Below are 14,161 nucleotides of genomic sequence, written 5' to 3' on the forward strand. Positions count from 1 at the left end.
TTGTTTAAGGATTGCTAGGATTTGGCTGTCGCTAAATTTTGATGTTTTCATGCAGAATCTCCCTGCGTATATATTACGAGAAAATTCTACTTTTGAAATCTACTATTTTTAGGGGGGATTACCAATCGACTTTATCATTTTTGGTTTTACCACCGTGAATCGCCTTCATATAAAGCGCATGACCTAAGATAAAATCAATCCCAAGTTCAGCACACCAGTCGGACACCCAATACCAGCAATGCATGCACTCAACCCCGACAATCACATTGCCGATATAGGGTTCTAGAATGAGTAATAAGTCATCTTTACTGGCACCTATCTTTTTATGAGCTACAACTTCCCCTTTAGAATCAATGATACAGACATAAAGTAAACGTGCATGTAAATCGATACCACAGTAGTATGGATGTGAGTTATTATAAAATCTCATTGAGTTTTCTCCTGTTGGTTTAGTCACCTTAAGCATACCGCTGATGCGGCTTGCTAGGGAGGGGGCTCAATGAGTATCAAGTTAGAGCACTCGTACTTTGTAACGCTGTAACCTATTTTGTTCCCCAAAAACGGCCAACTTCACCAAGCCGGTGTTTGAGGCGTTAGCAGTATTCGTCAGTTGGAGCTTCACTTGGAAATAGAACAAGAATGTAATAGCCGTAACATTCCACTACCAATTCAACGAGAAGTACGCCAAAGATGTGGTTTTGGGTGTGTTATTTGTGGAATGCCCCTTTATGAATACGAACACATGGCAGAATGGGCTAAAGTAAAACGTCATCAAGCAGATGAAATAACACTACTTTGCGATCAGCACCATAGAGAAAAAACTGGAGGCTTACTTCCAAAGGAAATTGTAAGTCAAGCGAACTTAAATCCATATAACTTGAGAGAGGGCGTTTCTAAACCGTATAATTTACACTTTTCAGGTAAAGAAGCCAAAGTTGAAATTGGAGGAAATAGTTTTACTTGTTTCGATAAAGGGTATGGAACAGCAATGGTGCCTATCAGTGTCGATGGAACTCCATTAATAGGCATTATTTTAGCTGATGGTCACTTATTATTGAATATCGTTATTTTCGATGAGTTTAATCAGCCCATTTTACATATCAAAAATAACCAGCTTTATTACTCAACTTCAACATGGGATATCCAGTTAGTTGGAACTACTTTAACAGTTCGAGAGGCTCACCGAAAAATTCTATTAGAAATAGAATTTCAACCACCTAGTAACATTGTAATTAGTCGCGGCCGATTCTTGAAAAATGGTGTTGAAATATTAGTTAGACCTACAAATATTTTAATAACAAATAATTCAACTTTATTAAGTGGTTGTCATGCAAATAATTGTTATGGTGGCTTAATTGTTGGATATCACGAGAATCCTATTGGTGGCTTTATGGCCCTTGGTGGTGTTCCTAGATATCTAGGAAATAGGAAAGAAGCCCTTAAATTTGAAAAAGAATCATTAAGTCTAATTGAAGAACATCACTAACAAGCTTAAAACGGAACAAAACAGTTGGCTACGTTCAGCTTCTCCCTATAATTTTAAACAGCTTCTTTCGCTTAAGAAGGTGTTAGCCTCTGCTTACAAATGCCTAAATTCAACTCTGGACTTGAGGCCGTTGAAGAAAATGACGTGAGCTAGCCAAGGATGGCGAGCTAGCTTTCGAGGGGAAGGGACGCCCCATCGGAAGCGTTAGCATTTTCGAATAAGGCCGAAGCAGGCTATAAATGCAGTTAAACGCTAGATCAATTTCCGTCGCAATTTTTTCGCTGCTGTTGTTTGGTTAAAAAGCGAAAATGTTGCCGGAACGGCAGGGGTGATCCAAGAGGGGATTGCTGTTGATCCCCTTTTGGCCCGTGCAGGGTGCAACCTTGCGATCTCAATTCAAACGCAGTTTGAAAAGCCAGTTGTGGTTGCAGGCCATAAAAAAACTTAACCATCTTAAGCCAAAGATGACTTAACCACTAAACAAGAAACCTGTTTCTGCCTCCCATACTGCATCACTTGCGCCAGCTCAGACTGACTAATCGGTACATACGCCGCGTTAATCGCATCTTTTTGTGCTTCAACAAATGGGTCGTGAATAAACATGAACTGCTCGTTGTAACCGCTTAATACCACCCAATGTGGGCCTTTCTCGCCATTAAAGCGATAAGTACTTATCATCAGCAAAACGGCATAACCGCTGTCAATCCAATGTTTAATTTGAACCAGTGTAGGTGCCGCGTTGTGTATCTCAACACCTTGCGAAATCAATTGTTGGCAAAAGTCGTCATGCACAATCGTGATGACGGCTTTTTTATTGCTATCACGGACGCTATCAATAAAAGGAACCGAGGTTGATTGACTGTACATTTCAATTTGTAAGCCGCGCTTAATCGCTGCTAAGGCTAAGCCATGAACACTGCAACCGCCGTGGCCGCTGGTCATAAAAATAGTGGTGGCTTCGCGCCAAATGCTCAGCTCATCAACTCGACTTGGATTATATTGCGGCTTTACCGCACTCATGGCCATCATTAAGCAGGCTGCGCCACAGGTAAATGGGGTGGTTTGTACATACAAAGGCATCTTGATGACTTTGCTTGGCCCTGGTGGGTCTAGGCGTTTGTGCATGCGCACGCCATCAGCCAAGTCGTCATAATAATGCACTAAGGTTTTTAGGACTTTATAACCCATTTTTAAATAAAGATTTTTGGCAGCGATATTGTCGTTTCGCACTTCTAGGCGTAATGTAATGAAACCACGCTCGACTACTGTGTGCTCACATTGTGTGACCAGTTCGAAGGCAATGTTGCGACCTCTAAATTCGCTTGCAACGGCAATAGAGTACAGCCTGGCTAGCCGAGTGCCTCGATGAAATAGCACCAGAGCATAGCCTGCAAGTGTGCCGTCTATTTCGGCCACTAATAAGCTGTCCAGAGGTGAATTGAGAAAGCGTTTCATCTGCCGAGAACTGATTTTATCGCCACTAAATGCATTGTTTTCGATGTGGTTTAGTTGGGGCAAATCGCTGGGGGTCGCTTGACGAATAAGCATGAGTCGGCTCGAGTTGGCAAAACATGATAGTGGCTTAATTTACGCGCTAAACCGCACAAGAGGCAACAGATATTTATGGCTCATTTTTTAATTGTCACCGACGATGTTAATGATTGGCGTCCCTATTTGCCCAGTGACCATATGGTCACGGTTCATGATTATTTAGAAATGGGTGCATTTGCAGATCAAAGCGCCATGCAAGTGATTAACTTGTGTCGTAGTTATGACTATTTAAGCACAGGTTATTACTGCTCGTTAATGGCGGAAGCCCGTGGGCATCGCGTGATCCCTCGGGTAATGACCATTAATGATTTATCTCAGGACCGTTTTTTTAGTTTGCCGCAATCAGGCTTAGATAAGCTGCCAGAGACGGTGAATGAAATCAGCATGAAGCTGTATTTTGGCTATTGTGATAATCCGTTGCTAGACAAGCTTGCGCGTAAAATATTTGAACGCTTTACTGTGCCTGTATTGCAGGTGAATTTGTTAAAAATGTCAGGTAAATGGCAAGTTAACACCATTGAGCCTGCTGCGTTTCAAGATTTAACCGAGCCTGAACAAGATTTATTTGCCAAGTATCTTGAAGTGTTTTCACAAAAAGTATGGCGTTTACCGAAACCGTCGAAACGTTATCGTTACGAAATTGCCATGCTGGTGGATGAGCATGAGAAAATGCCGCCATCAGATAAAGCCGCGTTAAAGTTATTTACTAAGTCGGCTAATCGTATTGGCATGGATTTAGTCCAAATTGGTTCTCATGATCTGGCTCGGTTAAGTGAATTTGATGGTTTGTTTATTCGCTCAACCACTAATATCAGCAACTTTACTTATCGGTTTGCTAAAGCGGCTGAGCAACTTGGGCTAGTGGTAATGGATGATCCTGAATCCATTATGAAGTGCACTAATAAGGTGTTTTTAACCGAACTATTAAACAAGCATAAAGTGCCCGTACCCAAGAGTTTAATCTTTAAAGCCTCAGATAAAAACTGGGCCGATAATGTGATTAACACCATAGGGTTACCAATTGTACTTAAAGTACCCGACGGCGCATTTTCGCTCGGGGTGGTTAAAGTTAAAGACCGTGAAACTTTACTTGAACAAGCAGCGATAATCTTTGAGCACAGTGCGTTAATTTTAGCGCAGGCGTTTATGCCAACCGATTATGACTGGCGTATCGGCGTGCTAAATCGCCAACCTATTTATGCCTGTCGTTACTTTATGAGTCGTGGTCATTGGCAGATTTACCAACATCATCAAAGTGGTCGTGTTAGCAGTGGTGATTTTGACTGTATCGATTTGAAGATGGTGCCACAAAATATTGTCGATGCAGCGGTTAAAGCGTCTAATTTAATTGGTGCTGGCTTGTATGGCGTCGACTTAAAAGAAATCGACGGTAAGGCTTATGTGATTGAAGTCAATGACAATCCGAGTATCGACCATGGCGTTGAGGATTTGTTTTTAGGTGATTTAGTCTATGACCGAGTGATGACTGAGTTTTTAAGGCGTATTCAGCTTCGCGGTATGTAATTACCATACAATAATCAACCAATAAAAAAAGACCTGTTAAGGTCTTTTTTATTAATTAGTTGTTACTACATAAGTATAAGGTTGTGCTAATTAGCGCAAATTCGGTAGCAGTTACGTCCAGCAGCTTTCGCGGAATACATGGCTTTATCGGCACGCTCATATATATTTTCTGCTTGTTGCTGCGGTTTGGACTCCGCAATACCTAAACTGCACTGAATGTTATATTCGGTAAGCTCTGAATGTTTTGGCATCATATCAATGATACGTTGGCATACTATTGCAGCGGCCTGGGCATCCCCTTGGGTAACGATCACAAACTCATCACCGCCAATTCTAAAGGCTTGGTCTGTATTACGAATGGCTTCATTAATTAATGCGGCAAAGCCTACTAATACAAAATCACCGACTTTATGGCCATGCGCATCGTTAAGTTGTTTAAATTTATCTAAATCTAATACAATTAAAGACACTTGGCCTTGCTGGCGATTAGCTCGTGCTAATGCGATGTCGATTGCCTGGCGGTAATAATAACGATTACCTAATTGGGTTAGTGCATCAAACATGGCTTGATTAGACATATTTTGATACTTCAACGCATTATTCAACGGTTGAATTAATATGCCTTCAAGTTGCTCTAAAGTGTGTTTTTGCGCCGAACTAAGTGCTACAGACAACTGATAGGTTATGATAAACGTATCTTGGTTATCGTTAATAGTACGTTGCAGTTCAATACCGTAGTGACGTCCCCAAACAAACTTTTGTTTGTCTAGGTTCAATTGTAGTCCTTTAATCGGCAAATGTTGTCCTAGGATCTTGCCGAAGCAGGCAAAAACTGTCCGAGGATCTAAACTTCCATGTAGTTGTTGAATCACTTGAATAAGGTCCAGTTCGGGTTCCATATTCAAGTAAGCGTCTGAACGGTACCAGTAATCTTCAGGATATAATTCTGTCGCTATTGAAAAATCCATAATATTGGTTCCAGTACGTTACAACTAATTACCATATTGTTAGCAATAATCGTGCCTATGAAAAATTTTCTATAGTTATTAATTGGTTGTTGTTTTACTGTAGTGCTAACAAAACGTTTTATTTCCCTTTCGACAGTTTTTTGACAAGGAGCCAAAGCCACAATGGAACACAGTATTTTTATCCATATTTTGTTGATGCTTGTGATTGCTATTGTGGCGATTGCATTGTTACGTCGACTCGGCTTACCGGCCATTTTAGCTTATTTACTCACCGGGGTTGTTAGCGGCCCCAGCGGTTTTCATTGGTTTACCCAATTACAAATGCAATCTGTGGCTGAGTTAGGCGTTGTGCTACTGATGTTTACCTTAGGACTTGAGTTTTCGGTACCGAGGTTGTGGGCAATGCGCCGAACTGTTTTTGGTCTGGGTAGCGCCCAAATGTTGGTAACAGCCTTTGTGGCTGGCGGCATTGCTATGTTGGTTGGGCAAAACTTAGTGGCTGCGGTGGTGATCGGTTCGGCTATTGCGCTGTCGTCAACGGCCATAGTGTTAAAGCTGCTTAATGAACAAAACTGGTTAAGGCGCAGACACGGCGAGCTGTCGGTCAGTGTATTGTTATTTCAAGATTTAGCGGTGGTGCCGCTATTGATTTTAATGCCGCTATTAGCCAAAGGCGGTGCTGAAATGAGCTTCAATAGTATCGCGTGGGGATTACTCACCGGTATTTTGGCCTTTTTAGGATTAATGTCATTTGGTAAATGGATATTGCCACGTATTTTTGACGAAGTAGCTCGCTCACGTTCAAATGAATTATTTGTATTATCTACCTTAGTTGTCGCTTTAGTGACGGGCGCGTTTACTCAATGGCTTGGATTATCGATGGCGTTAGGGGCATTTATTGCTGGGATGTTACTTGGCGAAAGCCAGTATCGACGCCAGTTAGAGGCTGACATAAGGCCATTTCGTGATTTATTAATGGGTTTGTTTTTTATTTCCATCGGCATGCTACTGAATTTCGATTTAGTGATGCAATATTGGTGGCAAGTGTTATTGATTTTGGCAGGTGTGGTGCTCACCAAAATATTAATCGTGCACGGTTTGCTCAAACTTGTGGGTGAAAATACTAAAGTATCACTCAGTACCGCAATCAGTTTAGGTCAAGTCGGTGAGTTTAGTTTTGTGTTACTGGCATTAGCAGTAAATTATCAATTACTCGATACCGAAGTAAGCACTGTGTTAGTCGCCGTGGCGGTGATATCTATGTCAATGGCGCCTTGGCTGATCCGTCACAGTGTTGATATTGCCAAAAAGGTTAGCGGCAATAAGCTGCCACCTAAAAATGAACCGATAGAAATTGTATTGCCTCATTCTGACGAAAGTGATGTGGTACTGATTTTAGGTTACGGCCGCGTAGGGCAAACGATTGCACGTTTTTTGAAAACAGAAGCGGTGCCTTATATGGTGCTTGATTTAGATCCCACCAGAGTGACAGAAGCGAGAGCCGCAGGCGAAAATATTCATTTTGGTGATGCTTGCAGAATGGCGCTATTGAAGAAGATGGGCATTCGTCAAGCGAGCTTAGTGGTGGTGACATTTTGCGAACCAAGGCAATCTGAAGAGTGTTTAGCCGTGGCGCGTAAACTGGCTCCCGATGTGAAAATATTGGTGCGCACTCGCGATGATGCGAATTTACATGAGCTTAAAGAAGCAGGGGCGACTCAAGTTATCCCTGAATCACTTGAGGGCAGCTTAATGCTGGTGTCGCAAGTGTTGTTTAAATGTGGCGTCCCCTTAGCGCGGATTATTAAACGCTTGGAATCTGAACGGCGTAATCATTATCAATATTTACACGGTTTCTTTTCCGGCACCGAAACTGATTTTACCTTAGATTTACTCCATGCTGTGTCACTGGCTTCAGGTGCTAGTGCGGTGGGTAAAACCGTTGCAGATATTCCATGGCAAGCTTTGGATGTTGAGCTTAGAGCGGTGCGGCGTAAAGGCGAGGAGATCGATCCACCACCCCCTGAGTGGATATTAAGGCGTAACGATATTTTAATGCTGGTGGGTAAACCGCGCAGTATTGAGAAAGCTGAAGAGTATTTACTGCAAGGTTAAATATAGCTTCATATTATTGCTACCAAGCACCATGCTGAAAGTGATGGTGCTTTTTTATTTTATTTTATTTATTTTGCATCCAATATTAACTTTGGTTCGTATACAAACTATTGGGGCTTTTTTATTAACATATGCGCAATTAGCCTGTATCAACTATATCGAACCATCATAGGGAAACGTGGCAGATTATGGATCAAGACACCTTACTTAACTTATTAAGTGCTAGTGCAGATGGAGATAAACAAGCATTTGCTGATTTATACCAATCTACCAGTGGCCAGTTATTCGCAGTTAGCTTAAAAATGCTCGGTCGACGTGAGTTAGCCGAAGAGGTATTACAAGAAGCCTACGTAAAAATTTGGCATAACGCGACAGAATATCAACACGGAAAAGGATCGGTTCTCACGTGGATGATCAGTATTGTTCGTTACCGAGCCTTAGACATGTTGCGTTATCAAAAGGTCAGAAAGGAAGATCCACTTGAAGATGGCCAAGAAGCCATTTTTGAAGAGCATATCAATGATGACGGGCCTCAAGTTCATAAAAATAAACTCGACCAGTGTATGGGAGAACTCGAGCCTCAGCAGAAACAAGCAATTCATCTCGCTTACTATAATGGTTTATCGCATCACGAAGTTGTGGGGCACTTAGATTTACCATTAGGCACTATTAAGAGTTGGATCCGTCGTGGTTTACAACAATTACAGAGGTGTTTATCGTTATGAATTATCGTGATCCTCAATTAAAAGACGCATTAGCAGCAGAATATGTGCTGGGTACATTGCGTGGCCAAGCTAGACGTCGGTTTCAAAAATTAATGATGCAAATTCCCAGTCTGCGTGAAAGCACTTGGTTATGGGAGCAACATTTACATGGCATGAATCAATTGTTAACGCCGATAACTCCAGATGAACGGGTTTGGCAACAAATCAGTATGTCGCTAGGGTTTGTTGATAATGTGGCCCAAGCACCATCGCCAGAAACCTCAAATGTGGTGCCTATGGCAACACGTAACCGTTTATGGAAGGGATTGGCTTCAATGGCAAGCGCAGCAGCCATTGTTATGGCTGTTTTAGTTGTGAATAATCAGCCTGTACCAGTTGCTACATCGCAGCAAGTTGCGGTAGTGCAAAGTGCACAATCTAAAGCATTATGGCTGATTGAAGTCACCTCCAATACGATTGAAGTGCGCTCTACTAGTAACCTTAAGCCACTGGCGAATAAAGACTATGAGTTATGGATGGTGGCTAAAGGTGTCGAAAATCCAATTTCATTAGGCTTACTGCCTAAGTCAGGCAAGTTAACATTGGTGAAAAACAGTCAATTTGATGACATGGATATTGTGGCTCTGGCGGTGAGTTTAGAGCCTTTGAACGGCTCACCAAATGGCTTACCAACAGAGGTATTGTATACCGCAGAGCTAGCAATTTTATAAAGCCTTGATGATAGGGTGATGCTTCAAAGCATTGATGTGTTACCACGCTAACATTTAAGCGGCCAATAGTGAGACTATTGGCCGCTTTTTTATGGTTGCAACTATCTATTGGCGATCGATGAATCACCGGTTAACGGGAAATTGTTAACGACTCATTTCTGAGCATTCACATACTAAAGGATTGTATTGAAGAAATTGTATAGAGGGGGGCTGTATTGAAAGGACCATATTGATAGTTCATCATGCGAAAATTAACATTTTCATTAAATTAGTAAAAATAGTTTTTTTATAAATTCATTTAAATTCAGTGTGTTAATTTTCTATTTAATTTATTTCAACAATAATTGCTAAAACCTGCATCCAAAATGGAACCTGAGCCGTTTACTGATATGACTCTACTACATAACAAGGAAATGGTCATGAAAGTACTAAAAATATCCCTAATCGCCAGTATCGTATGCAGCACTTTATTAGGCGCTAATGCATTTGCGTCAAGTCACCGAGAAGCACCCAATATCACTCGTTTTCCAACATTAGACTCTACCGACTTCTACGCTTTTAATAGCTACGAAGCTGGACGTGAAGATTACGTCACTCTTATCGCCAACTATATTCCACTGCAAGATGCCTACGGCGGACCTAACTATTATGCGATGGATCCTGCTGCGGTATACAGCATTCATATCGATAATGATGGTGATGCTATAGAAGATTTAACCTTCCAATTTAACTTTACCAATGAGCTTGCCAATAATAATCAAGGTATTGCGCTAACGGTTGGTCCTGCTGACAATCAACGTAGTGTGTCAGTACCGCTTAAAAATATTGGTGGCATTACTGCTGCGGATCAAAGTGCGGCAAACTTTAGCGAGTCGTATGAGTTAACACTTGTTAAAGGACCACAAAATAGTGGTAGCGCAACAGCGTTAACCAATACTTCAGGGGCGATGTTCCATAAGCCACTGGATTACATTGGTAATAAGAGTTTCGGTGATAGCAGCGCGTATGCAAGTTATGCGGGTCAATTCATCTACGAATTTAATCTCGATGGTTGTGCAAGTCCTGGCAAAGTGTTTGTTGGCCAACGTAAAGACCCTTTCGTGGTTAACTTAGGCAAAACCTTTGATTTGGTCAACTATGTGCCTGTAGAAGGTGATAGTGCACCGGGCGCTGGCGACCAAGGTGGATTTCCAGGTGGCATCACTCAATCTGTTGATAATGATGATTTGATGGATAAAAATGTCACAGCCATTTCAATTGAAGTGCCAAAGTCTTGTTTAACGACTCAAGGCAACGGCACCATTGGTGCATGGACTACCGCCAGTTTACCGCAAGCGCGTATTTTAAATCCAAATGCCAAAGTGGGTAAAACTGAAGTCAACGGCGGCGCATTAACTCAGGTATCTCGTCTGGGTAATCCACTGGTTAACGAGTTAGTGATTGGCTTAAAGGATAAAGACACCTTTTCGACTTCACATCCTAAAGATGACACTCAGTTTGCTGACTATGTGACGCACCCGAGCTTACCAGAGTTGCTTAACATTCTGTTCAAAGACGCGGTTAATCAAACGTTGGGAACAAACATTGAAACGTTAGCGCCAACTAACTTCCCTCGTACCGATCTTGTTACTGCATTTCTCACTGGTTTTGCTGGTGTTAACCAACTTGAGATGGTGACGCCTTCAGAAATGTTGCGTCTTAATACCGGCATTCCGGCAAAATCACGTGATATGCAGTCAGCTTTTGGTGTGGCTGGTGATGATTTAGCCGGTTTCCCAAATGGTCGTCGTCCGGGTGATGATGTGGTTGATATTGCACTGCGCGTGGTAATGGGACGTTTATGTTACCCCATCCCAGTCAATGGTACTGACACAGATTTAGGCCTTTGTACCAGTGATGATGCCAGCGTTGGTAACGTGCCATTTACTGATGGGGCACCCGTTGACGCGACCATGATGATGGATCACTTCCCTTACTTAGCGACGCCGCTTTCGGGCTCAAAATAAGGAACATAAGATGAATATTTCTATTCGATATGCGACGCGTCAAGCGCTTAATAATCTCGCTAAACCAGTGGTATTAATCAGTGTGCTCAGTGGCGGTTTTTTAGCTGGTTGTAACTCAGATGATGATGCGATGACCATGGTTAAAAACAGTGCGCCAATGGTGAGCAGTGTCATGATCTTCACCGTGACTGAAACACCAGTGACAGATCAAGTGATAGCCACCGATAAAGATGGTGATGCATTAACGTTTACTGTAATGAGTGAACCCACGCTTGGTACGGTTAGTTTAATGCCAAATGGCGAGTTTACTTATACTCCTGCCAATGAAGTGACTGGCATGGACAGTTTTACTGTTGCTGTGAGTGATGGCGTAAACGACCCTGTGGTAGCGATGGTGAACATTACCATTGATGCACAGCAAGTGATGTTTTCAAGCTTAAGTCGTCAGGCATTTTTACAACCAAGCCAAGCTGCACCTTTACGTGTTAATGGCCGCATGGTTGAGAACGATGTTTCAACGGCTGATTTTTACGACGACTTATTACTGGATTAATAGTGCGAGTTCTATTCGCTAGCTTAAGTTTATAACACAGGACCAAATATCTATCTTATTCATCCAATGAATGATTATCTCAGCTGAGAAGTAATGATTAATTAGATCGATATTCATAGCCAAGGATGGCATTAAGGAGGCGTTATGCAAGCGATATCAGGGCGATTAACACCAATGATTAAGTACCCTCAATTTAGCCTCAACATTCAATTTTACATCAATATTGTAATGGTTGTCAGTGCATGTTTGTTGATGGTAGGCAACAGTACTGCGGCGCCATATACACCAAAAGATACCAGTGAAGTTATTGCGACCTGGAAAGTGTTTAATGATACCGACAAGCAGATGAGCTTAGACGACATCAGTGATTTTATTGAACAAGGACAATATCCCGGTGAAGCTGATTATCGCTACGGTCGTGCAAAAGCTTGGTTACAAGCCAAAATGGCCAATGCCAGCCCCGATGCGCAGACCTATTATTTATATGCTCGAGTATTACAGCATCAACACCAATTTGACCGGGCGATAAAGGCGTTAGAGCGCTCCATTGAATTAAAACCGACTGCGATAAATAGTTGGTTATTAAAAGCCAATATTCATCTGGTACAGGGGGATATTGTCGGTGCAAGGCAAGCGTGTTTAACCCTAATAGGAAAAGCCGATATTTTGTTGATTTCTACCTGTGCTTTAGAAGTGACTAGTCAAAATGGCAAACTGGCCGAAAGTTATCAAGAGTTAGCTCGGTTGTACCAGTTGTATCAACCTAATAATGAACCAGAAAAACGTTGGATAGTGCAAATTCTTGCTGACATGGCATTTAAGCAAGGTATGTCAGAAGAAGCATTGAGTTATTTAAATCAGTTAGATATGGACAATGCTCCGGTTAGTTTATTAGCGCTATGGTCTGATATTGAGTTGGCATTAAATCAACATCAACAGGTGTACGATATGCTCTCCAGTGTCGTCAATAATAACGCTGTTCAAGACGACGCACTATTATTGCGCTTAGCAATAGCGGAAAAATCCCTTGGCAATACTGTTAAATGGCAATGGACTTTTGCCCAAAGAGTTAAACTGCGCGAGCAAAGACAAGACAGCTTGCATGCATCCGATCTGGCAAAATATTATTTAAATATTGATATTCAGCCCCAAAAAGCACTTTACTGGGCCAAAATCAACTGGCAGGTAGCACGTCAAGACAATGATCGGATACTTTTAGAACAGGCTAAAGCATTGTTGAGGAAGACTAAAAATGATAAAAAGTCAGTACAAGTCAGTCAGAACCTCGTTGTCGATCATGTAGCAAGTTAAGGATAAACCAGTGAAGGCATTTACACGTTTTTTTTCGGTGATGAAAGGTGGATTATTACTGCTAATGTTACTGTTTAGTCAGAGCAGTTTAGCCCATCAAATGAGCACCAGTTATTTGTCTGTTCACCTCGATAAGCACGGGCAAATTCAAGGTGATTGGCAAGTGCGTTTTTTTGACATAAACCAAGTTGTCCCTATTGATGATAACCAAGATGGTGAGCTTACTTGGGGAGAGTTGCAAGCTCATCAAATTGCGATAGTAGATTATTTACGTTCATCTTTGGCAATCAGCCGAGAGCAAGATTGCCCACTGAGTTTTAACCCAACGCAGCAAGTTGACCAACACTTTAGTGAAGGTTATCTAGTCAGTTCATTTCAGGCTGAATGTGATAGCCCTGGAGTGTTGACCATTAATTATCAAGCTTTCTTCAATATAGACACTGATCATAAAGTGATTACCACCATTGCAACGCCCGATCATCAATACGCTCGAGTGATCAGTAACGATAACCCGATAATATTGATTAACTTAGCTGAAAGTCAGCTCAGCGATACATTTGCAGAATATGTTTATCAAGGGATTATTCATATTTGGAAGGGCACTGATCATATCTTATTTTTATTGGCGTTGTTATTAACCTGTGTGTTGGTGCGTGAACAACAAAAATGGCACCCGATAGATAAGCCTAAGCAAATATTTAAAGACACAGCATGGATTATTACTGCATTTACATTAGCGCATTCGGTAACGTTAACTGCCACCGCATTGGGACTGATTAATTTTAGTAGTCACTGGGTTGAACTGGGGATTGCATTGTCGGTGTTGTTTGCGGCGCTTAATAATGTCTGGCCGATTGTATTACGCTTAGGCTGGATTACGTTTGCGTTTGGCCTGTTACACGGCATGGGATTTGCTGGAGTATTAGGCGAGCTTGGCTTGCCTGAAAATCAAAAACTATTAGCGATTCTTGCGTTTAATGTTGGCGTTGAAATCGGCCAGCTGGCGATTTTAGCGCTAGTGCTGCCTGTATTGATGTTTCTACGCCATACACTTTGGTATCGACATTGGGGCATGCAGCTCGGTTCAATTGCGATTGGGCTCATGGCGATTCAGTGGTCTGTAGAACGTTTTTAGTGTTTGCCAATGAATAACTAGTCAGCTTTGGATAGTGGCTAGTTATTCATTGAGATTGTATTGCTTAAGTAACCTTG

11 protein-coding genes and 1 pseudogene are annotated in these 14,161 nt (G+C 41.9%); 9 read left to right on the forward strand and 3 right to left on the reverse strand.

The window, feature by feature from the left end; all coding sequences use genetic code 11:
- Window positions 1–124: 124 nt before the first annotated feature.
- Window positions 125–430: pseudogene (locus H5125_RS13770) on the reverse strand (transposase); the annotation flags it as partial.
- 192 nt (window positions 431–622) lie between these two features.
- Here H5125_RS13770 and H5125_RS13775 point away from each other — a divergent pair.
- The gene (locus tag H5125_RS13775) at window positions 623–1,486 is read left to right on the forward strand and encodes a cell division protein (protein ID WP_259395465.1); all 864 of its coding nucleotides are present in this window, start codon (window positions 623–625) and stop codon (window positions 1,484–1,486) included.
- A gap of 453 nt (window positions 1,487–1,939) precedes the next feature.
- Here H5125_RS13775 and H5125_RS13780 read toward each other — a convergent pair whose 3' ends face one another.
- On the reverse strand, window positions 1,940–3,034 hold the full coding sequence (locus H5125_RS13780; protein WP_182744514.1) for a GNAT family N-acetyltransferase/peptidase C39 family protein: 1,095 nt from the start codon (window positions 3,032–3,034) through the stop codon (window positions 1,940–1,942).
- A gap of 75 nt (window positions 3,035–3,109) precedes the next feature.
- Between H5125_RS13780 and H5125_RS13785 the strand changes: the two genes are divergently transcribed.
- Window positions 3,110–4,561, forward strand: a complete 1,452-nt coding sequence (locus tag H5125_RS13785; RefSeq protein WP_101086647.1) for a RimK family protein — start codon at window positions 3,110–3,112, stop codon at window positions 4,559–4,561.
- Between the two features lie 86 nt (window positions 4,562–4,647).
- Here the strand turns inward: H5125_RS13785 and H5125_RS13790 are convergent, their stop codons facing one another.
- Entirely contained in the window at window positions 4,648–5,529 is an 882-nt protein-coding gene (locus H5125_RS13790; RefSeq protein ID WP_101086648.1) for a GGDEF domain-containing protein, read from the reverse strand.
- A gap of 162 nt (window positions 5,530–5,691) precedes the next feature.
- On the opposite strand from H5125_RS13790, the gene H5125_RS13795 reads away from it, so the two are divergent.
- From H5125_RS13795 to H5125_RS13825, 7 genes are all read left to right on the forward strand, one after another.
- Window positions 5,692–7,644 (forward strand): monovalent cation:proton antiporter family protein, encoded by a 1,953-nt coding sequence (locus H5125_RS13795; RefSeq protein ID WP_101086649.1) that lies wholly within the window; start codon window positions 5,692–5,694, stop codon window positions 7,642–7,644.
- Between the two features lie 188 nt (window positions 7,645–7,832).
- Window positions 7,833–8,369: a sigma-70 family RNA polymerase sigma factor gene (locus H5125_RS13800; protein ID WP_011636768.1), complete on the forward strand. Its 537-nt coding sequence runs from the start codon at window positions 7,833–7,835 to the stop codon at window positions 8,367–8,369.
- Window positions 8,366–9,079, forward strand: coding sequence for an anti-sigma factor domain-containing protein (locus H5125_RS13805; RefSeq protein ID WP_101086650.1), 714 nt, complete (start codon window positions 8,366–8,368; stop codon window positions 9,077–9,079). The genes H5125_RS13800 and H5125_RS13805 overlap by 4 nt, the downstream gene beginning before the upstream one ends.
- Before the next feature lie 419 nt (window positions 9,080–9,498).
- Window positions 9,499–11,085, forward strand: a complete 1,587-nt coding sequence (locus H5125_RS13810; RefSeq protein ID WP_011636770.1) for a DUF4331 domain-containing protein — start codon at window positions 9,499–9,501, stop codon at window positions 11,083–11,085.
- Window positions 11,086–11,095: 10 nt separating this feature from the next.
- Complete coding sequence (locus tag H5125_RS13815; RefSeq protein WP_182744515.1) at window positions 11,096–11,638, forward strand: Ig-like domain-containing protein; 543 nt, start codon at window positions 11,096–11,098, stop codon at window positions 11,636–11,638.
- Window positions 11,639–11,782: 144 nt separating this feature from the next.
- Entirely contained in the window at window positions 11,783–12,949 is a 1,167-nt protein-coding gene (locus H5125_RS13820; protein ID WP_182744516.1) for a lipopolysaccharide assembly protein LapB, read from the forward strand.
- Window positions 12,950–12,959: 10 nt separating this feature from the next.
- Entirely contained in the window at window positions 12,960–14,084 is a 1,125-nt protein-coding gene (locus tag H5125_RS13825; RefSeq protein ID WP_310734195.1) for a HupE/UreJ family protein, read from the forward strand.
- Window positions 14,085–14,161 lie beyond the last annotated feature (77 nt).

Source organism: Shewanella sp. SR44-4 (genome assembly GCF_014163715.1).
Classification (GTDB): Bacteria; Pseudomonadota; Gammaproteobacteria; order Enterobacterales; family Shewanellaceae; genus Shewanella.

Excerpts from the sequence above, each read along its gene's own strand:
- H5125_RS13780 (WP_182744514.1), bottom strand. The coding sequence starts at position 3,034 with ATGCTTATTCGTCAAGCGACCCCCAGCGATTTGCCCCAACTAAACCAC.
- H5125_RS13790 (WP_101086648.1), bottom strand. The coding sequence starts at position 5,529 with ATGGATTTTTCAATAGCGACAGAATTATATCCTGAAGATTACTGGTAC.
- H5125_RS13785 (WP_101086647.1), top strand. The coding sequence starts at position 3,110 with ATGGCTCATTTTTTAATTGTCACCGACGATGTTAATGATTGGCGTCCC.
- H5125_RS13795 (WP_101086649.1), top strand. The coding sequence starts at position 5,692 with ATGGAACACAGTATTTTTATCCATATTTTGTTGATGCTTGTGATTGCT.
- H5125_RS13820 (WP_182744516.1), top strand. The coding sequence starts at position 11,783 with ATGCAAGCGATATCAGGGCGATTAACACCAATGATTAAGTACCCTCAA.
- H5125_RS13805 (WP_101086650.1), top strand. The coding sequence starts at position 8,366 with ATGAATTATCGTGATCCTCAATTAAAAGACGCATTAGCAGCAGAATAT.
- H5125_RS13800 (WP_011636768.1), top strand. The coding sequence starts at position 7,833 with ATGGATCAAGACACCTTACTTAACTTATTAAGTGCTAGTGCAGATGGA.
- H5125_RS13815 (WP_182744515.1), top strand. The coding sequence starts at position 11,096 with ATGAATATTTCTATTCGATATGCGACGCGTCAAGCGCTTAATAATCTC.
- H5125_RS13810 (WP_011636770.1), top strand. The coding sequence starts at position 9,499 with ATGAAAGTACTAAAAATATCCCTAATCGCCAGTATCGTATGCAGCACT.